Genomic DNA, 23658 nt, shown 5'->3' with positions numbered 1-23658 from the left:
TCTAACGATTTGACCCTACTATTTATGGACAATAAAACTTTGTATTTCATTTTCGTACGAGCTATTTTGCTAATTAAAGTGAAAAGTAGTGTGTCTACTTTTGGAAAGGTAGTGAAGGCAGTAGATGAAAAATAAATGGTTTATAAAGTGGCTTGGATATGTAAAGGTACGAATTGAAGGTAGAGGAGCGGAACGGTTCGTTAACGAATGTGTACGTAGAAATTTATTAGTTTGGGACGTTAAGAAGATTGCTGATGAAACGTTAGTTTTTTGTATGTTATTACGAGATGTGAAAAAAATCAAGCCGATTTATAGAAAAAATGAATGTAAATTATACTTTATTGGGCGTTACGGTTTTCCTTTTTTGAATAAGCGCTTAATTAAAAATAGTGGATTCTTAATTGGTTTTTTAATTTTCTTTTTTGGCATGATTGCATTATCAAATATGGTTTGGAAAATTGAAATTACAGGAGCGAAACCTGAAACAGAATATATATTGATGAAAGAATTGGACAAAATGGGTATTAAAAAAGGAAAATTACAATTCCAAATGCCTAGTGTAGAAGATGTACAACGTCATTTGACAGACAATATTAATGCGATTACTTGGGCAGGACTAGAAATAAGGGGAACGACGTATCACTTTAAAATTGTTGAAAAAAATGAACCGAAAAAAGAAAAGGAACAAAGACCGCAAAATTTAGTGGCAAAAAAAGAAGCGATTGTTACAAAAACATTTGTTGAAGTAGGAAAACCAGTCGTTCTAAAAAATGATCATGTAGAAAAAGGTCAGCTTCTCGTATCGGGGGTATACGGTAATGAGGAGAGTCAGACGATTGTTTCGGCGAAAGGTATTGTATATGGAGAAACGTGGTATACATCTAATGTGAATGTGCCACTAAAGACACAATTTCAAGTATATACTGGCAATACGTATAATGAGCATTATCTTAAATTGGGGAGTACGAAAATAAAAATATGGGGATTTCGACATGATAAGTATAAACGCTCCCGTACGGAAAGTGTAAAGCATGATGTGAAATTATTTGGTTTTACACTACCGATTGCATACGAAAAAGATATAGTGCGAGAAGAGGAAGAAGCGAACCGGGAATATACAGAAAAACAGGCAATGAAAGTAGCAAAAGAGATGGCTGAAAAAGAACTAAAGAAAAAATTGGATGAACATGCTATGATTGTAAGTGATAAGATTTTGAGTAAAGAGGTTGAGGCGGATCAACTAAAAGTCACATTGCATTATACTGTGATTGAAAATATTGCAGAGCCACAACCAATATCCGAATCCGATATTCAAGGAGACTGAGTAATGGCAGAACAATTAGTAGAAATGAACCAACAATTGGAAAATACTAACGAAGCAATCGCTCTTTTTGGAGTCAATGATGCTCATTTAAAAGTAATTGAACGGGAACTGAATGTATCGATTGTAACTAGAGGTGAAACTGTTCATGCATCTGGAGCAGTTGAAACTGTGACACTCGTAGAAAAAATCTTACAGCAATTACTTGTTGTTATTCGAAAAGGTGTGTCAATTACAGAAAGAGATGTTGCGTATGCAATTCAGCTCGCACAACAAGGGAAAATTGCTCAATTTGAAGAGTTATATGAAGAAGAAATCTTTAAAACGGCAAAAGGTAAATCCATTCGTGTAAAAACAATGGGGCAAAGAAGATACATTCATGCAATGAAGAAGAATGACATTGTATTTGGAATTGGACCTGCTGGGACAGGGAAAACATACTTAGCTGTAGTGATGGCTGTGAGAGCTTTAAAGCAAGGGTATGTAAAGAAAATTATTTTAACGAGACCGGCTGTAGAAGCAGGCGAAAGTTTAGGTTTTTTACCAGGCGATTTGAAAGAGAAGGTAGATCCGTATTTACGTCCGTTGTATGATGCCCTGCACGATATTCTTGGACAAGAATATACGCAGCGTATGATGGAGAGAGGTGTAATTGAAATCGCGCCTCTTGCTTATATGAGAGGGCGTACGCTGGATGATTCATTTGTTATTTTAGATGAAGCGCAAAATACAACGGGTGCACAAATAAAAATGTTTTTAACAAGATTAGGTTTTAGCTCTAAAATGGTTATTACGGGAGATCCTTCACAAGTAGATTTACCAAAAGGGGTAAAATCAGGGCTTTCGCTAGCTTCTAACATTTTATCTGGTGTATCAGGTCTTTCATTCATTACATTAGAACAAACGGACGTTGTGAGGCATCCACTGGTGCAACGCATTATTGAGGCATATGATAAAATGGAATGATCCTATTTGTCAGGGTCATTTCTTTTTGTATTAAGGTTGGCGAACGGCATATTTTTTACTATCATAAAAGATAAGAGAAATAAACTATAGGTACTGGTGTATAAAAATGTTACCTAAAAGTATTGTTGGCTAGAAGAAATGAAAGCTATAAATAGTTTCACTTTATTTCTGGAGAGGAGAAGGTATTGAAATCATGTTAAGATCTCAAGAAATTTCTAAGTGGTTTCGTAATTTACAACATTCGAAAAAACTAAGTTGGATTTCTTACGTTTTATTAGGAGCAGTGCTGTTCTTTGCACTTATGAATAATGTGAAACCAGAGCAATTAGATGTTGATATGTATTCTATTGCGAAAAAAACAATTCACTCTCCTATTAAAATTGAAGATAAGGTTATAACGGACAGAAAAAAACAAGAGGCCGCTCAAAAAGTCGGGGATCAATATACATATAGAAGTGAATATAAACAAAATAGAGTAGATATTGTAAATGATGTTTTTGCCAAGGTGAATGAAGTAATTCAGGAGATGAAAGCTGCTGGACCTGAAGAGCAAAAAAAGATGACCGATGCTAATAAATTAGAAAAGTTGAAGAAGAAGTTGCCAGCTAATTTAACAAAGGAATTATCTGATGAGAATTTACTATACTTTATTAATTCAGAACCGGATCAATTAGAACTAGCAAAGAACGCGGCTTTAACGTCTGTTAGTGTTATTATGGGCGGAAATATTAAAATGTCCGAAGAAATAGCAGCAAAAGAGCGATTTGTTAATGAAATGAAAAGCCTTAATGTGAATAGTGGATTGAAGGAAGCTGTTAATGCGCTAGGATCATATGCGATTACAGCAAATTATTTTTATGATCCGGCTGTAACGAAAGAGAAGAAGAAAGCGGAAGAGGATTTAGTCCCGCCTGTTTATATTCTTCAAGGACAAGTTATTGTTAGAGAAGGCGAAACAATTTCAAGTGATATGTATAATCAGTTGAAATTAGTCGGTTTATTAGAGAAAGGTAATAGTTTTCAGCCTTATGTTGGATTAGCGGTGCTTATTGGTGTGTTATTATACTTTATGCATAAGCAGTTTGAAGTATTTTTACAGCGGAAAAGAGAAGATAGACCGTATATTTTAGCGTATATTACAATTTTGTCTATCACGATTGTTTTAATGAAAATTATTAGTTTGTTTCAAAAGCTTGAATATGCAGGAATTGCGTATGTTGTCCCGGTTGCGATGGGAACAATACTTGTAAAACTAATGATTGGCGATCGATTTGTATTTTTAACAAGTATGATTTTTTCTGTGTGCGGAAGTATTATGTTTAATGAAGGGGTAACAAGTACACTGAATTATAGTGTAGGTATTTATGTGTTACTAAGTTCATTATCAGTGAGTATTTTCTTAAGAGAAAAAAATCGTCGTACGATGATTTTGCAAGCTGGTATACTCGTTTCTATCTTAAATGTAGTCGTCTTGGCGGCGTTATTATTATTACGTAATGGGAATTTTTCACCTCTTGAAATTGGTACGCAATTATTAATGGCTTCACTTTCAGGGATTATCTCTTCCGTTTTAGCTATGGGGATATTACCTTATTTAGAAAGTGGGCTTGGAATTGTATCAAGCATGAAGCTTATGGAACTATCAAGTCCGAATCATCCGCTTTTGCGTAGAATTTTGTTAGAAGCACCAGGAACATATCATCATAGTGTAATGGTAGCGAATCTTTCTGAAGCTGCTTGTGAAGCAGTTGGAGCAAATGGTGTATTAGCGCGTGTAGGGGCATATTATCATGATGTAGGAAAAACAGTACAACCGCAATTCTTTATTGAAAATCAGATGGGAATTGAAAACCCGCATGATAAATTAGATCCTGTGACGAGTAAAGAGATTATCATTGCTCATGTAACAGATGGAGTAAGAATGCTCGAAGAATACCATATTCCGCAAGAAATTATTGATATTGCTGGACAACATCATGGTACAACGCTCCTTAAATATTTTTATTATAAGGCGATTAAAGAAGATAAAGAAAAATATACAGAAGAGATGTTCCGTTATCCGGGATCAAAAGCAACTTCTAAAGAATCGGCAATCGTTGGTATCGCTGATAGTGTTGAGGCGGCGGTGCGTTCTATGAATCATCCAACGCCAGATCAAATTAATAATTTAGTACAAAGTATTATTAAGGATCGCCTGCAAGATGGGCAATTTAGTGAATGTGATTTGACATTTAAGGAACTACAAATCGTTGGACGAACGTTATGTGAAACGTTAAATGGTATTTTCCATTCGCGTATTACATATCCGGAACCACCGGAAGAGAAGGAGAAAGAATGAGCTTATTAATTGATTTTATTGATGAAACAGAAGAAGTGAAAGAAGAATATGTGAATTTAATTCGTGAGATATTAGGAAAAGCAGCTCAAATGGAAGAAATAGAGGATGGTGCGGAGTTATCAGTGACATTTGTAGATAACGAACGCATTCGCGAGATTAATCGTGATTACCGAGATAAGGATCAGCCTACTGATGTCATTTCCTTTGCTATGGAAGAAATGGGAGAAGGGGAAATGGAAATTGTAGGTGTAGAGATGCCACGTATGTTAGGTGACCTTATTATTTCTATTCCGAGAGCGAAAGAACAAGCTGAAGAGTATGGACATTCTTTTGATCGTGAACTTGGCTTTTTAGCATTACATGGCTTTTTACATTTACTTGGTTATGACCACATGACAGAAGAGGATGAAAAAGAAATGTTTGGAAGACAGAAAGAAATTTTAGATGCATTTGGATTAGGGCGATGAAAAAAGGAAAACTTATAGATAGTTTTGGGTATGCTATAGCAGGTGTATTCTTTTGTCTTCGTCATGAACGAAATATGAAAATTCATTATTTAGCCGCAGTCATTGTTATATGCTGCGGCTTTTATTTCCATATTACGAAAGTAGAGTGGATGGTATTACTTATTGTAATAGGAATTGTAATGAGTTTAGAGATGGTAAATACAGCTGTGGAAAAAACAGTAGATTTAGCGACTACCGATATACATCCGTTTGCGAAAATTGCAAAGGATGTCGCAGCGGGAGCAGTTTTATTGTTTGCTATAATAGCTGTTATAATTGGTGCTATTATCTTTTTACCGTATGTGGTATAGTTGCATTCCAAAGTTTTTATTAAGCTTTGGAGGTGCCGTAAAGGCCTTTAATAAGAGAGTGTATCTATTCACAGCTGTGAACAGGAAGGATGCGGGAATATGAATAGTAAACAATTAATTCAAGAAGCAATCGAAGCGCGTAAACAAGCGTACGTACCATATTCTAAATTTCAAGTAGGTGCAGCATTATTAACACAGGATGGAAAAGTATATCGTGGATGTAATGTTGAGAATGCATCATATGGCCTATGTAACTGTGCAGAAAGAACAGCTTTATTTAAGGCGGTTTCTGAAGGAGATAAAGAGTTTGTAGCTATCGCGATTGTGGCGGATACAAAGCGTCCAGTACCTCCTTGTGGAGCATGTCGACAAGTTATGGTAGAATTATGTAAACAGGATACGAAAGTATACCTGTCAAATTTACATGGTGACGTTCAAGAGACAACAGTCGGAGAATTGTTACCAGGAGCATTTTTAGCGGAGGATTTACATGAATAGAAAAGGTTATAAATCAGGTTTTGTCTCTATTATTGGCAGACCGAATGTTGGGAAATCTACATTTTTAAATCGTATTATCGGCCAAAAAATTGCTATTATGAGTGACAAACCACAAACAACTCGTAATAAAATTCAAGGCGTATATACAGAAAATGATTCACAAGTAATTTTCATTGATACACCAGGAATACATAAACCTAAACATAAACTAGGTGACTTCATGGTGAAGATGGCTCAAACGACATTAAAAGAAGTTGATATCGTTCTGTTTATGGTCAATGCAGTCGAAGGATTTGGTCGTGGTGAGGAATTCATCATTGAGAAGTTAAAAGAAACGAAGCAACCAGTATTTTTAGTCATTAATAAAATTGACCAACTTCATCCAGAACAATTATTAGAGTTAATTGATCAATACCGTAAACTACATGAATTTGCAGAGATTGTACCGATTTCTGCATTAGATGGTAATAATGTGGACGCTTTAATTGGAACCATTAAAAAGTATTTACCAGAAGGGCCACAATACTACCCAGATAATCAAGTAACGGACCATCCAGAGAGATTTATTATTGCAGAGCTTATTCGTGAGAAAGTACTACATTTAACACGTGAAGAAGTACCGCATTCTGTGGCTGTTGTTATCGATGCAATTCAAAAACGTGAAGGCGGGGCAGTTTATATCAACGCAACGATTGTTGTTGAACGTCCGTCGCAAAAAGGAATTATTATCGGAAAACAAGGGAAGATGTTAAAAGAAGTTGGTAAGAGAGCTCGTTTTGATATTGAAGCATTACTTGGTTCTAAAGTATTTTTAGAAGTATGGGTAAAAGTGCAAAAAGATTGGCGCAATAAAATGTCTCAGCTTCGTGACCTTGGTTTCCGCGAAGACGAGTACTAAAATAGGGTAAAGCTGTAATCAGCGGATGTTTTGTTCATCCGCTGATTATTGGTTTTATGAGTTTTAATAAATTAGGAAAAATTTTTCTCACATGAAAATGGACAAAATGGGTCAATTTAATAACAACAAAGGAAATTGGTTTATAGGCTACGCTTATTGAGAAAGGTGGATTCTTATGCTAGATTTTACCTGGAAGTTTTTCTCCAAAACAGGAAGCATTGAAACGTATTTGCTTTTGAAAGAAATGGAAAAAGACGTAAACGATGAGATGGATCAACATGAAGAGGAGCTAGCGCATCTAGACTCTCCAATTTCTTGACCCGTTTTGTTCAAACCTTGGATGGTGACGAACATGTTTCAAAAAGTTGAGGGCATCGTTATCCGTACGACAGATTACGGAGAAACGAACAAGATTGTTACAATATTCTCAAGAGAACTTGGTAAGGTAAGTGCAATGGCAAGAGGAGCGAAAAAACCGAAAAGCCGGTTAGCATCTGTTTCGCAACTTATGACACATGGTCATTTCCTTATACAAATGGGATCTGGACTTGGAACTTTGCAACAAGGCGAGATTATTTCAAATATGAAAGAAATTCGCGAGGATATATTTTTAACTGCTTATGCATCATTTATTGTTGAGTTAACTGATAAAGCAACAGAAGATAAAAAACATAATCCATATTTATTTGAGATGTTATATCAAACGTTGCATTACATGTGTGAGGGTGTTGATTCAGAAGTATTATCATTAATTTATCAAACGAAAATGCTTCCGGTATTAGGGATGCGCCCGTACTTTGATACATGTGCGATTTGTCATCAAGAAACAGATTTTGTCGCCTTCTCTGTCCGAGAAGGCGGTTTTCTGTGCTCGCGTCATGCTGAGCAAGATCAGTATCGTATACCAGTGGGAGAAGCTGTTCATAAATTATTACGTCTTTTCTACCACTTTGATTTACATAGACTTGGCAATGTATCAGTGAAGGATAGCACAAAAAAACAAATGCGTTTAGTGTTGAATACATATTATGATGAATATTGCGGGATTTATTTGAAATCAAGACGTTTCTTAGAACAACTTGATAAGTTTCAAATATAATTTGGGGCCGTATATGGTCCTTTTTACATCCTATCTTTTTCGAATAGCATATTTAGTATATAATATTTAAGAGATAGTATAACTTTTTTCGTTGTGCATTAAAGGTGGTGATTATCATAGAGCTGAATAAACGGCAGGAACATATCATTCAGATTGTAAAAGATCACGGTCCTATTACAGGGGAGTCAATTGCTGCGCAATTGGGATTAACACGTGCAACGCTAAGACCAGACTTAGCAATTTTAACGATGGCTGGTTATTTAGAAGCGCGTCCACGCGTAGGTTATTTTTATACGGGAAAAACTGGGGGACAGCTATTATCTGAAGCTGTTAAGAAAATTAAAGTACAAGATTATCAATCTAGACCAGTTGTAATTGATAAAAATGTATCAGTATACGATGCAATTTGTACGATGTTTTTAGAAGATGTAGGTACATTATTCGTTGTAGATCAATCGACTCTATTAGTTGGTGTTGTATCTCGTAAAGATTTATTACGAGCTAGCTTAGGAAAGCAGGATTTAACCTCTCTTCCGGTTAATATTATCATGACAAGGATGCCAAACATTGCGATGTGTCGTAGAGAAGATTCTTTATATGATATTGCGATGGAATTAATAGAAAGACAGATTGATGCGATGCCAGTTGTAAAAGATACGAAACAAGGTTTAGAAGTGATTGGACGAATTACAAAAACAAATATTACACGTGCGTTTGTAAACTTAGTAAATAACGAATAAGTGTAATTTGTTTAAAGTGAGGTAATGTAATGGATAATAAAATCGTATATGTCGTATCTGACTCTGTCGGAGAAACGGCTGATTTGGTTGTTCGAGCAGCAATGGGGCAATTCCCATTTGCTCCTGATATTAGACGTGTACCGTATGTAGAAGATACAGGGACATTAAAAGAAGTGATTTCGATTGCTAAGAGCAATCAAGCGCTTATTTGTTTTACGTTAGTAAAACCTGACATGCGTCAGTATTTAGTGACAGAGGCTGCAAAAGAAGGCGTAGAGGCGTATGATATTATCGGACCTCTAATCGATCAAATTGAAGAAATTACAGGGCAAGTGCCGAGATACGAGCCGGGTGTTGTTCGTAGATTAGATGAAGAATATTTTAAAAAGATTGAAGCAATTGAGTTTGCTGTAAAGTATGATGATGGTAGAGATGCGCGCGGTATTTTAAAAGCGGATATCGTGTTGATTGGGATTTCGCGTACATCAAAAACGCCACTTTCTCAATATTTAGCGCATAACAAACGTTTGAAAGTTGCCAATGTACCACTTGTACCAGAAGTGGATCCACCTGAGGAATTATATCAAGTGGCAAAAGAAAAATGTTTCGGTTTGAAAATTACGCCAGATAAGTTGAATCATATTCGAAAAGAGCGATTGAAATCACTTGGACTAAGTGACGGTGCAACATATGCCAATATTAATCGTATTAAAGAAGAAATTGATCACTTTGAGAATGTAGTTGGTAAAATAAATTGTCAAGTAATTGATGTATCGAATAAGGCGATTGAAGAAACAGCTAACATTATTGTGAATGCAGTGCAAAACCAAAAAATGTTTTAGCACATTTACCAAAGGTGAATGTGCTTTTTTCGCTCGTGAGAAACACAATGCCTGTTGATTTCGTAATAGATTATAGCAGAGTGGTTATACTTATATTCTTCTGTCATTTTATTATGTTAAAGGTAAGGTTTCGTTATCCTGAAATAGAAGATGAAAAAATAAAGGGATATGTAGCGTAGTTGAAGAAAATATATTATAATAAAAAATTGTGATAAAAACCTATATTTTACGTTTAGACTTTAATTTTTCAGAATAAACTAGGGATAGGATTTACGAAAAGACATGTAATTACGTTAAATCGACAAAATCTATACAAGAAAACGCACATTATGGAAGGATTCGCAGAAGGGATGTAGAATACAGAAATATGCAAAACATCAAGATCGTATGAGTTGATGCAGATGCATATACTGTGAAGGCTGAAAATTGTGCAAGCTGGAACGAAATTTCATGTCGAAATTTTGTTTGTCACATCTTATGCTCATCGTTTAAGGAAGCGGCAAGGGAAATTGGATCTATGCAGATACTGAATAAGCTAAAGTTGATTTCTTTATATGTATCAACATGCAAAAGAAACAGATCGCGTGATCACATAGTATATAGTGCTTGCTAGTCTTCTTGTAAAAAAGTGCGTATGTATTGTCTCTAGGAGGTACATTTGTAATAGATGAGCAAATGGATACAATTTTATATAGTAGGTACGTATCTGCGAAGTTACGCAGAAAAGGTCTGCAAAATCGTTTGATAACGTGATCGACAACACTTTCTAATAAGTTTAGAAAAATATTGTCGAATTATAAAGGAATTTTTAAATTTATATCGAATACAAATTACGACACGGAGATGGAGTTATGGGGAACAGAATTCCCGAAGAAGTTGTTGAACAGATTCGGACGTCATCCGATATTGTAGAAGTGATTGGTGAATACGTTCAACTTAGAAAACAGGGGCGTAACTATTTCGGCCTTTGTCCATTTCATGGTGAGAATTCTCCTTCATTCTCTGTTTCATCTGATAAGCAAATTTTTCATTGCTTCGGATGTGGAGAGGGTGGAAATGTATTTTCCTTTCTAATGAAAATGGAAGGACTGGCTTTTACCGAGGCTGTTCAAAAGTTAGGTGAAAGAAATGGAATTGCGGTTGCAGAGTATACATCAGGGCAAGGACAACAAGAAGACATATCTGATGACACTGTCATCATGCAACAAGCTCATGAACTTTTGAAAAAGTATTATCATCATTTATTAGTAAATACAGAAGAAGGAAATGAAGCACTTTCGTATTTGTTAAAACGTGGTATTACAAAAGAGATGATTGAGAAGTTTGAAATTGGTTATGCGTCACCTGCTTGGGATGCAGCAACGAAAATTTTGCAAAAAAGAGGTTTATCGCTGTCAAGTATGGAACAAGCTGGTCTTCTCATAAGAAGCGAGAAGGATGGTAGTCATTATGACCGCTTCCGTGGAAGGGTTATGTTCCCAATCTATACGTTACAAGGTAAAGTGATAGCGTTTAGTGGAAGGGCGTTAGGAGATGACACTCCGAAATATTTAAATAGCCCTGAAACACCGATTTTTCACAAAAGTAAATTGTTATATAACTTCCACCAAGCGAGGCCGTTTATTAGAAAACGTGGACAGGTGGTCCTTTTGGAAGGATATGCTGACGTACTAGCTGCAGTAAAAAGTGGTGTGGAAGAAGCTGTTGCGACAATGGGAACAGCTTTAACTGAAGAACAAGCAAAACTTCTGCGACGTAACGTTGAAACTGTTGTTCTTTGCTATGATGGTGATAAAGCAGGGCGAGAAGCGACGATGAAAGCAGGGCAATTATTGTTGCAAGTTGGTTGCCAAGTGAAAGTTACATCCTTGCCAGATAAGCTTGATCCTGATGAATATGTGCAACAATATGGGACAACTGCTTTTGAAAATCTTGTGAAATCAAGTATAAGTTTTGTTGGTTTTAAAATAAATTATTTGCGTTTAGGGAAAAATTTGCAAGATGAGTCTGGCAAAGAAGAGTATGTGAAAAGTGTTTTAAAAGAGTTATCGTTGTTACAGGATGCGATGCAGGCAGAATCATATTTGAAGTCATTATCGCAAGAATTTTCGTATTCAATGGAAACACTTTTGAATCAATTGCACCAATATCGCAAAGAACAAAAGGTACAGCAAAAACAAGTAAAGCAGGTTTCTAAGCCGTCTCAAATTGTTCAAACAAAACCGAAGTTAACAGGTTTTGAAAGGGCAGAAAGAGAAATTATTTACCATATGTTGCAAAGTCCAGAAGTGGCTGTTCGTATGGAATCCCACATAGAAGATTTTCATACAGAAGAACATAAAGGGATTTTATATGAACTATACGCATATTATGAAAAGGGAAATGAACCTTCAGTCGGAACATTTTTAAGTTGGCTCTCTGATGAAAAGTTGAAAAATATTATCACTGATATTTCGACGGATGAATTTATTAATCCAGAATACACAGAAGAAGTGTTGCAAGGCCATTTGGAGACGCTTAGACGTCATCAAGAAAAACTTGAAAAGATGGAAATCATCTTCAAGATAAAACAAATGGAAAAAACAGATCCTGTAGAGGCTGCTAAATATTATGTAGCATATTTACAAAATCAAAAAGCGAGAAAATAGCTTTTTTGATAAATTTTTAGTATAATGAATGTTTGTATCTCGCGTAAGGAGGGGAACAGATGGCTGACAAACCAGCTCGTTCTAAACAAATTGAAACTGAAATGACCCTTGAGCAAGTGAAAGAACAACTCACTGAGCTCGGAAAAAAACGTGGCGTTCTTACATATGAAGAGATTGCAGAACGCATGAATGGATTTGAAATTGAATCCGATCAAATGGATGAATACTATGAATATTTAGGTGAACAAGGGATTGACTTAGTTGGCGACAATGACAACGACGAAGGCCCTAATAATCGCCAAATAGCAAAATCGGAAGAAGAATTTGACCTCAATGATTTAAGTGTACCACCAGGGGTTAAAATTAACGATCCTGTTCGTATGTATTTAAAAGAAATTGGTCGTGTAGACTTACTATCTGCAGAAGAAGAGATTCGACTTGCAACGCGTATTGAAGAAGGCGATGAAGAAGCGAAACGTCGTCTTGCAGAAGCAAACTTACGTCTTGTAGTAAGTATTGCGAAGCGCTACGTGGGCCGTGGTATGCTTTTCTTAGACTTAATCCAAGAAGGGAATATGGGTCTAATTAAAGCAGTTGAAAAGTTCGATTATCGTAAAGGTTTCAAATTTAGTACGTATGCAACTTGGTGGATTCGCCAAGCAATTACACGTGCGATTGCAGACCAAGCAAGAACAATTCGTATCCCAGTTCATATGGTTGAAACGATTAATAAGTTAATTCGTGTACAACGTCAATTATTACAGGATTTAGGACGCGAACCATCTCCTGAAGAGATTGGTGAAGAAATGGATCTTGCTCCAGAAAAAGTACGCGAAATCTTAAAAATTGCACAGGAGCCAGTTTCTCTTGAAACACCGATTGGTGAAGAAGATGACTCCCATTTAGGTGATTTCATTGAAGACCAAGAAGCAACATCGCCTGCGGACCATGCAGCGTATGAATTGCTAAAAGAACAATTAGAAGATGTGTTAGATACACTAACAGATCGTGAAGAAAATGTTCTACGTCTTCGTTTTGGTTTAGATGATGGACGAACTCGTACGCTTGAAGAAGTTGGGAAAGTATTCGGCGTAACGAGAGAACGTATCCGTCAAATTGAAGCGAAAGCACTTCGTAAATTAAGACATCCAAGCCGTAGTAAGCGTCTTAAGGATTTCTTAGAATAGGCTACCTTTAAGTTTACTTCACTTTTGTGAAGTAAACTTTTTTGTTTTGTTAATTTTTGTTAAACTTTAGCTATCGGCAACGATTACAATTTCTTGTAATTTATTTTACAGAATTGTCTTTTGATTTGCAAATGCTCATTTTTCGATTTTTCGATTAATTTTGTTTATTCTATACAAAAATATATGTAGAAAAGTGAAAAATATGATGAAAAACGTTAATAATTATCGAAATAATAAGCGATATAACAATAAAAAACAATAAACTGAATTTATGGAATATTTTTAACGATTAGCAGTTTGCTCTTTTCTGATAGAGCGTTTTCAAGTACAATGGAAATGACTGAATCATCTAACTATTTAGGGGTATAGAGGGGGGAGAAGAGATATGAAACGTAATCCGCTGATTCCGTTCGCACTTATTGCAGCATTAGGTATTATCGTTATGTTTGTATTTTCATTTGAGGGGCTAAATAAATCTAAAGAGTTAGCTGATGCAAAAAATGGCGGGAAGCCAGCACAAACAGCATCAAAGCCAGAGGATATTGTAAAGCAAAGCTGTACGAGCTGTCACGGTGATCAGTTACAAGGGGCGGTAGGACCTAATTTACAAAAAATTGGTGGGAAACTTTCAAAGGATGAAATTAAAGAAATTCTTTCGAAAGGAAAAGGAAATATGCCACCGAATATAGTTCCAGCTGATCAAGCCGCTAAAGTAGCTGATTGGTTATCGAAGAAAAAATAAAGTTCCGTATTACAAGCCTTTTGCTTATGCAAAGGGCTTGTTTTTCTATATTTTCTAAAATACGATGAATGATAGAGATGTGAATTGTTGTTATGGGCTTGCAACAACTACTATAAATTCATTATCATGGAGACAGACTGACAAGAGAAGGAGTAATGGAAATACATGAATGAAGTAAAGCTTTCAAAACGATTAGAAGAAGTTGTGCGTGAAATACCAGTAGGATCTACAGTTGCTGATATTGGATCGGATCATGCGTATTTACCGTGTTATACAATTATAAATAATATTGCTACAAAAGCAGTTGCAGGAGAGGTTGTAGATGGACCATTTCGCTCTGCGCAAGCAACTGTAGCTGAAAGTGGCTTACAAGATAAAGTAGATGTGCGTAAAGGGAATGGATTAGCTGTTATCGCGCCAGGAGAAGTAGATGTAATTACGGTTGCCGGAATGGGCGGAGCGTTAATTCGTGATATTTTAGAAAGTGGTAAAGAAAAATTAGAAGGTGTAACACGTTTAATTTTACAGCCGAATATTGCAGCGCATCACATTCGTGAATGGTTTATTGAGAATGGATGGGAGCTTATCCATGAAAAAATCGTAAAAGAAGATGGGAAAATTTACGAGATTTTAGTAGGGGAACGAGGAAATATCGCGGTTCCTTATTCTGAAAATAAACAGGCTGAATTGTTTATGGGACCATTTTTAATAAAAGAAAAAAGTGAAGCTTTCGTTGAAAAGTGGGAAGGAGAATTAAAAAACTTCCAAAATATTTTAAAGCAGTTAGAACGTGCGGCTGATTCTGAAGAAACAAAAGCGAAGCGTGCGGAAGTAGAAGCGAAAATGAAAATGATAGGGGAGGTTTTATCATGAGTAAAATTCCAAATGGCCATGAAATTATTTCTTTATTTGAAAGTATGTATCCGAAACATTTGGCGATGGAAGGAGATAAGATTGGCCTGCAGATTGGAGCGCTTAATAAACCCGTGCAGCACGTATTAATTGCGTTAGATGTAACGGAAGAAGTTGTGGATGAAGCAATTCAATTAGGAGCGAATGTCATTATTGCGCATCACCCTTTAATTTTTAACCCGCTAAAAGCGATTCATACAGATAAGGCATATGGGAAAATTATTGAAAAGTGTATTAAAAATGATATTGCCATTTATGCAGCGCATACAAATGTGGATGTTGCTAAGGGCGGGGTAAATGATTTACTTGCTGAGGCGTTAGGATTGCAAAATACAGAAGTTTTGGCACCGACATACGCTGAAGAAATGAAAAAAATCGTTGTGTTTGTGCCAGTAACTCACGCGGAAGAAGTACGAAAAGCATTAGGAGACGCAGGGGCTGGTCATATCGGCAATTATAGCCACTGTACGTTTAACAGCGAGGGTACCGGTACGTTTGTACCTCAAGAGGGAACAAATCCTTATATCGGGGAAACTGGGCAGTTAGAACACGTAGAAGAAGTGCGAATCGAAACGATTATTCCAGCTTCACTACAGCGAAAAGTGACTAAAGCAATGGTAACGGCACATCCATATGAAGAAGTGGCATATGATGTGTATCCACTTGATAATAAAGGTGAAACGTTAGGGCTTGGAAAAATAGGCTATTTACAAGAAGAAATGACACTCGGACAGTTTGCGGAACATGTAAAGCAATCATTAGATGTAAAGGGTGCACGAGTTGTTGGGAAATTAGATGATAAAGTGCATAAAGTAGCTGTACTTGGTGGCGATGGTAATAAATATATCAATCAAGCTAAATTTAAAGGAGCAGATGTATATGTAACAGGTGATATGTATTATCATGTTGCTCATGATGCGATGATGCTTGGTTTAAATATAGTTGACCCAGGACATAACGTTGAAAAAGTAATGAAGCAAGGTGTACAAAAGCAATTACAAGAAAAAGCGAATGTAAAGAAACTTAACGTACAAATTCATGCTTCACAGTTACATACAGATCCATTTACATTTGTATAAGAAATAAAAACCGTTGCTCATATAGGCAACGGTTTTTATTATTGTTCTTTTTTCACTTTTACACGAGGTAATATTTTTTGTAACGGTACTTTTCGAACTCTCTCCCATGTAGCGGGATTCATTGGATCATACTGCTCTAAGAAAGCAATAACTTCTTTTGTAATTGGTGTTGGAGTAGAAGCGCCTGCTGTAACAGCTACGTTTTCTACACCTTGTAGCCATTCTAATTTGATTTCACTTACGTCTGCAACGCGGTATGCTTTCGTACCAGCGATTTCTTGTGATACTTGTGCTAAACGGTTTGAGTTGTTACTTTTCGGATCACCAACAACAATTGTTAAGTCTGCAACATCAGCTTGTTTAGCAACGGCTTCTTGGCGAACTTGAGTTGCTAAACAAATTTCCTTATGGAATTCAGCTGTTGGGAATTTCTTCTGAATGTCCTCCATTAAATGTTGAACATCCCATTGACTCATCGTTGTTTGATTCGTAACTAAAATTTTATCCGTTGGGATTTCTAATGTTTTTAAATCATCAGCTCTTTCGATAAGATGAACGATGTCAGGTGCAATACCAACCGCGCCTTCTGGTTCTGGATGATTTTTCTTGCCGATATAAATAACATGGTAACCTTCAGCTTTTTTTGCTTCAATAAGGTCATGTGTTTTTGTAACATCTGGACAAGTGGCATCAATTGTTGTTAAACCTTTTTCTTTTGCACGTTGTTTAACTTCTGGAGAAACACCGTGTGCAGTGAAAATAACAGTACCAGAATCGATTTTATCTAAAATCTCTAATCGACTTGGACCGTCTAATGTAATGATGCCATCTTCTTCGAATGCATCTGTTACATGTTTGTTGTGAACGATCATACCTAAAATATAAATAGGTCTTGGTAATGATGTATCTAATGCGGCGTTACGTGCAATAACCATCGCATCCACAACACCGTAGCAATAACCACGAGGGGAAATTTTAACAATTTTCATATGAGTAATCCTCTCCTTCTAAACAAGGGATACTTTTGTGCATAGTCTTTTACATTATAAAGGAGGAGTGGATAGAAAACAAAGGATTGTTACACATACAGTTTTGGTTTTGTTGCTATTTTTTGAACGGGCTCCTCTCGTACTTCTTTTTCTATGGCTGGTTCAATCACTATTTTTTTTCTTTTTCTTTTTTTGTGTGGAGGAGGTGAAGTTGCTACCTCAACCTTTTCTGTCAAATCTTCAGTTTGATCTTCGGCTGGATCTTCTTCCGTACTTTTTCCAGAGGTGAGGATTTTAACAATGCTTGGTAGGTTACGCATAATGGGACCGTACTGTTCGACGACAGGACTTACAGATTGAACGACTTGGGATACTTTTTCTATATTGTTTATCATATTAGTTGGATTCGAAATTAAATTTGCAAAAAAACTGCCTATACCGCTGCTTGATGCTTCTGTAGTTGCTGCACCGCCGCGCGTTTCATTTGATTCATACATTTGAGGGGGGATCATTTGCTCGGGATGCTGCTGCATGTATGGTTGATATTGCTGTTGATATTGCTGTGGGTATTGTTGTTGATATCGCTGTTGGTATTGTTGTTGATATTGCTGTTGGTATTGCTGTTGATATTGGGGTGGCGGTTGCTGGTGTTGGTGCATCATTGGTGTCTGCCCTTCTATTTGTCGATAAGGCGGAACCATTTGCATGAAAGATTCGGTTGGATCGTGTTTTTTAAAGAGTTTAGCAAGGAACCCTTTCTTTTTTTGTGCCATCGGTGGTAGTTGTGGAATTGGATATGGTGTATAAGGTCGTTGGCCTGGATTCGGATACATTTGCCTTGTGGGAGATTTTGGGAACATGTGAGAAATCCTCCTTTCTTCAGTTAGGTATATACACATACAATATGCAATAAGAGGGAAGAAGGTTAGTTTTTGAATTAAAAACCTAAACTAAAGATGGATTTTACTTGTAGATTTCGATATAATGTAGACTTGACTGATTTGTGCGCGCAGTAGAAATTTAGAAAGAAGGTGTAACTTATGACACAACAAACTTTTACACAGTATGATTTTAAACCATTTTTAATAGATGCAGTTCGTGAACTACGCTTTACAGAGCCGACAGGAATTCAACAGAAAATTTTCCCGGTCGTGAAAAAAGGTGTAAGTGTAATTGGACAATCCCAAACAGGTTCTGGGAAAACACATGCATACTTACTTCCTACATTAAACAGAATTAATCCAAGTCGTGAAGAAGTACAACTTGTTATTACAGCGCCTACTCGTGAGTTAGCACAACAAATTTACGAAGAAATCGTGAAATTAACAAAGTTCTGTGCGGAAGATCAAATAATTACAGCACGTTGTTTAATTGGTGGAACTGATAAACAACGATCAATTGAAAAGTTGAAAAAACAACCTCATATTGTAGTTGGAACACCAGGACGTATTAAAGACTTAGTAGAAGCACAAGCGCTATTTGTTCATAAAGCAAATACGATTATTGTCGATGAAGCAGACTTAATGCTTGATATGGGATTCATTCATGATGTAGACAAAATTGCAGCACGCATGCCTAAAAACTTACAAATGCTAGTTTTCTCTGCAACAATTCCTCAAAAACTAAAACCGTTTCTGAAGAAATATATGGAGAATCCAGAGCACATTCATATCAATCCAAAACAAGTTGCGGCTGGAAATATTGAGCATTATTTAGTACCTTCTAAACATCGTAACAAAATCGATTTAGTGAATAAAATGTTGCTACAATTTAAACCGTATTTAGCAGTTGTTTTCACGAATACGAAGAAGATGGCGGATCAGGTTGCTGACGGATTAATGGAACGTGGTCTAAAAGTTGGACGAATTCACGGAGATTTATCACCGCGTGATCGTAAAAAAATGATGAAACAAATTCGTGATCTTGAATTCCAATATATTGTTGCAACTGATTTAGCAGCACGTGGTATTGATATTGAAGGAATTAGTCATGTTATTAACTACGAACTTCCATCAGATTTAGATTTCTTCGTTCACCGCGTTGGAAGAACGGCACGTGCAGGCCATTCAGGTATTGCAGTGACAATTTATGATCCAGCAAACGAAGAAGCGTTAGATAGTTTAGAAAAACAACGTAATATTGAGTTCAAGCATGTAGATTTACGTGGAGATGAGTGGGCGGATTTAGGTGAGCGTCGTCGTCGTAAGAGCCGTAAAAAACCAAATGATGAACTTGACGTTATGGCAACAAAAGTTATTAAAAAGCCGAAAAAAGTAAAACCAAACTATAAACGTAAACTTGCAACGGAACGTGACAAAGTGAAGAAAAAATATAGCAATAAAAAAAGATAAGGGATTTCCCTTATCTTTTTTTTACCCAGCTATTTGCGAGAGTCGTAATCAATATGGATAGAAAATATTGATTACAGTTTCACTGAATCCAGCTAATTTAAATGAAGAGTATAGTCTGTTTAAATAGTCATATGAATTTGTGTAGTGCGTTTTTTGTGAACAAACAATTCACTACATATTTCTACAAATTATGCTATCATTATATCTATTGTATATTGAAGAGGTGATTGTATGTTAAAGATTGGATCTCATGTTTCCATGAGTGGTAAGAAAATGTTATTAGCAGCAAGTGAAGAGGCTGTTTCATACGGTGCAACGACGTTTATGATTTATACAGGTGCACCGCAAAATACAAGAAGAAAACCAATTGAAGAATTGAATATAGAAGCAGGAAGAAAACATATGGAACTAAACGGTATTGAGGAAATTATCGTACATGCGCCATATATTATTAATGTCGGGAATACGACGAAGCCAGAAACCTTCCAATTAGGTGTGGACTTCCTTCGCATGGAAATTGAAAGAACATCGGCATTAGGTGTGGCGAAACAAATCGTTCTTCACCCAGGTGCGCACGTCGGTGCAGGAGCGGATGCTGGTATTCAACAAATTATTAAAGGGCTTAATGAAGTATTAACGCCAGAGCAGACGGTTAATATTGCGTTAGAAACGATGGCAGGAAAAGGAACAGAGTGCGGTCGTAGCTTTGAAGAAATTGCCAAGATTATTGATGGTGTGAAATATAATGAGAAGCTATCTGTATGCTTTGACACGTGTCATACGCACGATGCAGGATATGACATTGTAAATGACTTTGACGGTGTATTAAACGAATTTGATAAGATTGTCGGTATTGATCGTTTGCAAGTACTGCATATTAACGATAGTAAAAATGTACGCGGCGCAGGAAAGGACCGTCATGAAAATATCGGTTTTGGTCATATCGGTTATAAAGCGTTGCATCATATTGTGCATCATCCGCAGTTAATGCACGTACCGAAAATTCTTGAAACGCCATATGTAGGTGAAGATAAGAAAGATAAGAAGCCGCCATATAAATTAGAAATCGAAATGCTGAAAAATGGTACTTTTGATGAAGGGCTTCTTGAGAAAATTAAAGCGCAATAAGCAATAAGGAGGGGATTTTCCCCTCCTTATTTTAGTAGTTGCTGAAATAAAGTATTTACTTGTTGTGCAGTAGCAGGGGAGGTTACTTTTGCAATTTGTTTTAAGAGCTCTAGTCGTTCGTCATTATCGTAAATATTAATATTCTTTCCTTTCATAAGCGCAACAATTTGATCAGCTTGTGCAGTCGTAATGGAAACTTTGTATTCTTTACTATATTTCAATAACTCTTTTGTAGAAATATGATTTAATTTTTTATTTACAAGTTGTTTAATGAGGTTCATCGAGTTATCCTCCTTCACACGTTCTTCTATCGAAATATATGAGTACGTAGCTTGTACATATTCGTATAGAGTTTCTTTTTTCATGAGAAAAAGAAGCGTATGTTATAATAAAAGGACAAAACTATAGAAAAAGATTATAGGGAGGACTTATGGAGCAAAAGCAACATCGAAAAGAAAGTGTTATCCATCTTATGTATCGTTTAGTTATGATTATTTTTGGCGCAGCATGCGCGGCGGTAGCGATTGAACTATTTTTAATGCCAAATAAAATTATTGATGGTGGAATTATTGGTATTTCTCTAATATTAGATTATCTTACTCCTAATATTTGGTGGTTAAGCTTTTCTACTTTAGTCGTTATTCTCAATATCCCATTTATGTATTCGGGTTATAAGCAAATCGGAAAAACGTTCATGCTATCTTCGGCGTTCGGTATTGTAGCTTTAGCGTTTATTGAATCAACGTTACATGCTGTTCCGCCATTTACAACAGAGCCAATTTTAGCGACAGTGTTTGGTGGTCTTATTTTAGGTCTTGGTGTAGGGCTCGTTATTCGTCACGGTGGATCAATGGACGGAACAGAAATTATGGGTATTTTATTAACGAAGAAATTACCTTTTTCCGTTGGCGAATTTGTAATGTTTGTGAACTTATTCATTTTTGCGTGGGCGGCATTTGTATTTGGTGTTGAACAAGCTATGTATTCTGTTATGACTTACTATATCGCATTCAAAACAATTGATACAGTCATTCAAGGTTTAGATGAAACGAAAGCAGTTTTAATTGTATCAGATCAATATGAGGAAGTATCAAATGCGATTTTGCATCGTCTTGGTCGTGGAACTACAAAGCTTGTAGCGAAAGGCGGTTACACGGATAAAGAAAAAGAAGTTATTTATGCAGTGGTAACACGTCTAGAAGTGACAAAGTTAAAATCAATTGTGTATGAAATTGATGCGAATGCGTTTGTTACGATTATGAGTACACAAGAGACAAATGGTGGTAAGTTTAAATCGGCTATTCACTAAAAAATTAATTATAATATCTTTTGAAAGCAGAGAATTTTTCTCTGCTTTTTGTTATAATAGTAAGGTTTCTTGAAAAAGTAGATATATTTTATGCAGATTGGTTTACAACTATAATAAGCTGTACTATAATTCAAATAGATATAAATCGGAATCATTCTGAATTAAAATAGGTGAGATGCTATGAATAATGTATTAGAAATAGAAGGATTGTCATTTCGATATGAAGATCGAAATGTGTTAGAAGATATTAATTTGCAAGTTCCGAAGGGAGCTTTTTTAGGTTTAGTTGGGCCAAATGGTTCTGGGAAATCAACCTTGTTAAAATGTTTATTAGGCGTTTTAAAGCCGAAACAGGGAAGTATTCGTTTGTTTGGTGTTGATAGTAAGAAGTTTAAAGAATGGAACAAAGTTGGTTATGTATCGCAAAAGGCAAATAGCTTTAATTCTGGTTTTCCGGCAACTGTTTTTGAAGTTGTATCAATGGGACTCGTTTCTAAAAAAGGGCTGTTTCGCTTTTTTACGAAAAACGATAAGGAAAAGGTAGAAAAAGCGATTGCTGATGTAGGAATGAGTGAGTTTCAGGGGCGTAATATCGGAGAACTTTCTGGTGGACAGCAACAGCGTGTATTTATTGCTCGTGCGCTCGTTAGTAATCCTGAATTACTTATTTTGGACGAGCCTACTGTTGGGATCGATGTGAAGAATGTAGAAAGTTTTTATGAGATATTAGAGGATTTAAACAAAAGGTTAGGAATCACATTAATTCTCGTTACGCATGATATGGGAGCTGTTACCGAGAAAGTAACGCATGTTGCATGCTTAAACCAACATCTACATTTCCATGGAAATGTAGAAAAGTTCCGAGAGTTAGAAGATGCAGAAATGTCCGTTTTATATGGACACCATGTTCATCGTTTAGAACACGAGCATGAGCATCACGGGAGGATATAATGATACAAGATTTTTTACAATATGACTTTTTACGTAACTCTTTATATGCAGGGATTTTAATAGGACTTGTTGCACCGCTTATCGGTGTATTTGTTGTCATTCGCCGTATGTCACTTATTGCAGATGCATTAAGTCACGTGACATTATCAGGTATTGCTGCAAGTTTATTACTAGAAAAAACAATTTTCACAGGGGGATTTTTAAATCCGTTATATATGGGGATGATTTTTTCTATTGGTGGGGCGTTACTTATTGAAAAATTACGTACTGTATATAAACACTATCAAGAATTAGCGATTCCGATTATTCTTTCAGCAGGAATGGGGATTGGTGTTATTTTTATTTCACTTGCAAATGGATTTAACACAGATTTATTTAGTTATTTATTTGGTAGTGTAAGTGCTGTAACAAGTACGGATTTAATAATCATCGGCATTGTAGCAATTGTTGTTATTGTAACGATTACTCTATTATACAAAGAGTTATTTTTACTATCGTTTGATGAAGAATACGCTGTATCAACCGGTTTGAGTGCAAAGTGGATTCACTTTATTTTCATTATATTGGTTGCGCTTGTCATTGCAGTATCAATGCGTGTAGTAGGGGTTCTTCTCGTATCATCGTTAATGACGCTACCAGTTGCAGCGAGTATTCGTATTGCTAATGGATTTAAACAAACAATTTTCTTTTCCATTTTATTTGGTGAAATTGCAGTAATTGGTGGAATGTTTGCTTCGTATCAACTTGATCTAGCACCAGGTGGTACAATTGTTATGATAGCAGTTCTTATTTTAATTGGTGCGATTTTATGGAAGAAGAAAAAAACTGCATAAAGTAGGGATA

General features: G+C 36.1%; 24 protein-coding genes. 21 read left to right on the top strand and 3 right to left on the bottom strand.

Annotation, left to right across the window (positions count from 1 at the left end; genetic code table 11):
* Positions 1-124: 124 nt before the first annotated feature.
* The 16 genes from yqfD (at position 125) to ATN06_RS21860 (ending at position 16087) form a co-directional block, all read left to right on the top strand.
* Positions 125-1324, top strand: a complete 1200-nt coding sequence (yqfD, locus tag ATN06_RS21945; RefSeq protein ID WP_060632305.1) for a sporulation protein YqfD — start codon at positions 125-127, stop codon at positions 1322-1324.
* Positions 1325-1327: 3 nt separating this feature from the next.
* Positions 1328-2287, top strand: coding sequence for a PhoH family protein (locus ATN06_RS21940; protein ID WP_016086243.1), 960 nt, complete (start codon positions 1328-1330; stop codon positions 2285-2287).
* 193 nt (positions 2288-2480) lie between these two features.
* Positions 2481-4625 carry an HD family phosphohydrolase gene (locus ATN06_RS21935; RefSeq protein ID WP_060632304.1) on the top strand — a complete coding sequence of 715 codons (2145 nt, stop codon included), beginning with the start codon at positions 2481-2483 and terminating at the stop codon, positions 4623-4625.
* Positions 4622-5092 (top strand): rRNA maturation RNase YbeY, encoded by a 471-nt coding sequence (gene ybeY, locus ATN06_RS21930; RefSeq protein WP_060632303.1) that lies wholly within the window; start codon positions 4622-4624, stop codon positions 5090-5092. The genes ATN06_RS21935 and ybeY overlap by 4 nt, the downstream gene beginning before the upstream one ends.
* Positions 5089-5442 carry a diacylglycerol kinase family protein gene (locus ATN06_RS21925; RefSeq protein ID WP_060632302.1) on the top strand — a complete coding sequence of 118 codons (354 nt, stop codon included), beginning with the start codon at positions 5089-5091 and terminating at the stop codon, positions 5440-5442. Before ybeY ends, ATN06_RS21925 begins: the two co-directional genes overlap by 4 nt.
* Positions 5443-5541: 99 nt before the next feature.
* A complete protein-coding gene (locus ATN06_RS21920) occupies positions 5542-5940 on the top strand; it encodes a cytidine deaminase (RefSeq protein ID WP_001086294.1) in 399 nt (132 codons plus the stop codon).
* Positions 5933-6838: a GTPase Era gene (gene era, locus ATN06_RS21915; RefSeq protein ID WP_048531222.1), complete on the top strand. Its 906-nt coding sequence runs from the start codon at positions 5933-5935 to the stop codon at positions 6836-6838. Before ATN06_RS21920 ends, era begins: the two co-directional genes overlap by 8 nt.
* A 175-nt stretch (positions 6839-7013) precedes the next feature.
* Positions 7014-7157 (top strand): YqzL family protein, encoded by a 144-nt coding sequence (locus ATN06_RS21910; protein WP_000883924.1) that lies wholly within the window; start codon positions 7014-7016, stop codon positions 7155-7157.
* Positions 7158-7190: 33 nt separating this feature from the next.
* Complete coding sequence (gene recO, locus ATN06_RS21905) at positions 7191-7937, top strand: DNA repair protein RecO (protein ID WP_060632301.1); 747 nt, start codon at positions 7191-7193, stop codon at positions 7935-7937.
* A gap of 107 nt (positions 7938-8044) precedes the next feature.
* Positions 8045-8677, top strand: a complete 633-nt coding sequence (locus tag ATN06_RS21900) for a transcriptional regulator CcpN (protein WP_000583758.1) — start codon at positions 8045-8047, stop codon at positions 8675-8677.
* A gap of 29 nt (positions 8678-8706) precedes the next feature.
* Positions 8707-9519 carry a pyruvate, water dikinase regulatory protein gene (locus tag ATN06_RS21895; RefSeq protein WP_060632300.1) on the top strand — a complete coding sequence of 271 codons (813 nt, stop codon included), beginning with the start codon at positions 8707-8709 and terminating at the stop codon, positions 9517-9519.
* Between the two features lie 851 nt (positions 9520-10370).
* Positions 10371-12167, top strand: coding sequence for a DNA primase (gene dnaG / locus ATN06_RS21880; protein ID WP_060632298.1), 1797 nt, complete (start codon positions 10371-10373; stop codon positions 12165-12167).
* Between the two features lie 59 nt (positions 12168-12226).
* On the top strand, positions 12227-13354 hold the full coding sequence (gene rpoD / locus ATN06_RS21875) for an RNA polymerase sigma factor RpoD (RefSeq protein ID WP_000764060.1): 1128 nt from the start codon (positions 12227-12229) through the stop codon (positions 13352-13354).
* Positions 13355-13739: 385 nt separating this feature from the next.
* On the top strand, positions 13740-14096 hold the full coding sequence (gene cccA, locus ATN06_RS21870; protein ID WP_060632297.1) for a cytochrome c550: 357 nt from the start codon (positions 13740-13742) through the stop codon (positions 14094-14096).
* A 165-nt stretch (positions 14097-14261) separates the two neighbouring features.
* The gene (locus tag ATN06_RS21865; protein WP_060632296.1) at positions 14262-14969 is read left to right on the top strand and encodes a tRNA (adenine(22)-N(1))-methyltransferase; all 708 of its coding nucleotides are present in this window, start codon (positions 14262-14264) and stop codon (positions 14967-14969) included.
* Positions 14966-16087: a Nif3-like dinuclear metal center hexameric protein gene (locus ATN06_RS21860; protein ID WP_060632295.1), complete on the top strand. Its 1122-nt coding sequence runs from the start codon at positions 14966-14968 to the stop codon at positions 16085-16087. Before ATN06_RS21865 ends, ATN06_RS21860 begins: the two co-directional genes overlap by 4 nt.
* 38 nt (positions 16088-16125) lie before the next feature.
* On the opposite strand, the gene ATN06_RS21855 is transcribed toward ATN06_RS21860, so the two are convergent.
* Both ATN06_RS21855 and vrrA read right to left on the bottom strand, forming a co-directional pair.
* Entirely contained in the window at positions 16126-17076 is a 951-nt protein-coding gene (locus ATN06_RS21855; protein WP_000706673.1) for a 4-hydroxy-3-methylbut-2-enyl diphosphate reductase, read from the bottom strand.
* 89 nt (positions 17077-17165) lie between these two features.
* On the bottom strand, positions 17166-17936 hold the full coding sequence (gene vrrA, locus ATN06_RS21850) for a VrrA/YqfQ family protein (protein ID WP_060632294.1): 771 nt from the start codon (positions 17934-17936) through the stop codon (positions 17166-17168).
* A 180-nt stretch (positions 17937-18116) separates the two neighbouring features.
* Here vrrA and ATN06_RS21845 point away from each other — a divergent pair, with 180 nt between their 5' ends.
* Together ATN06_RS21845 and ATN06_RS21840 are read left to right on the top strand one after the other, a co-directional pair.
* The gene (locus ATN06_RS21845; protein ID WP_060632293.1) at positions 18117-19427 is read left to right on the top strand and encodes a DEAD/DEAH box helicase; all 1311 of its coding nucleotides are present in this window, start codon (positions 18117-18119) and stop codon (positions 19425-19427) included.
* A gap of 231 nt (positions 19428-19658) precedes the next feature.
* A complete protein-coding gene (locus ATN06_RS21840; protein WP_000912460.1) occupies positions 19659-20555 on the top strand; it encodes a deoxyribonuclease IV in 897 nt (298 codons plus the stop codon).
* A 26-nt stretch (positions 20556-20581) separates the two neighbouring features.
* Here ATN06_RS21840 and ATN06_RS21835 read toward each other — a convergent pair whose 3' ends face one another.
* Entirely contained in the window at positions 20582-20836 is a 255-nt protein-coding gene (locus tag ATN06_RS21835) for a DUF2624 domain-containing protein (protein WP_060632292.1), read from the bottom strand.
* A 149-nt stretch (positions 20837-20985) separates the two neighbouring features.
* Between ATN06_RS21835 and ATN06_RS21830 the strand changes: the two genes are divergently transcribed.
* From ATN06_RS21830 to ATN06_RS21820, 3 genes are all read left to right on the top strand, one after another.
* Complete coding sequence (locus ATN06_RS21830) at positions 20986-21864, top strand: YitT family protein (RefSeq protein WP_000435966.1); 879 nt, start codon at positions 20986-20988, stop codon at positions 21862-21864.
* A 180-nt stretch (positions 21865-22044) separates the two neighbouring features.
* Entirely contained in the window at positions 22045-22815 is a 771-nt protein-coding gene (locus ATN06_RS21825) for a metal ABC transporter ATP-binding protein (protein WP_060632291.1), read from the top strand.
* Positions 22815-23648: a metal ABC transporter permease gene (locus ATN06_RS21820; RefSeq protein WP_000613823.1), complete on the top strand. Its 834-nt coding sequence runs from the start codon at positions 22815-22817 to the stop codon at positions 23646-23648. The genes ATN06_RS21825 and ATN06_RS21820 overlap by 1 nt, the downstream gene beginning before the upstream one ends.
* Positions 23649-23658 lie beyond the last annotated feature (10 nt).

This window comes from Bacillus thuringiensis (genome assembly GCF_001455345.1).
GTDB classification, from domain to species: Bacteria; Bacillota; Bacilli; order Bacillales; family Bacillaceae_G; genus Bacillus_A; species Bacillus_A thuringiensis_N.
Note: the sequence above shows the minus strand (reverse complement) of the source record. Positions and strands in the feature narration are given on the sequence as shown.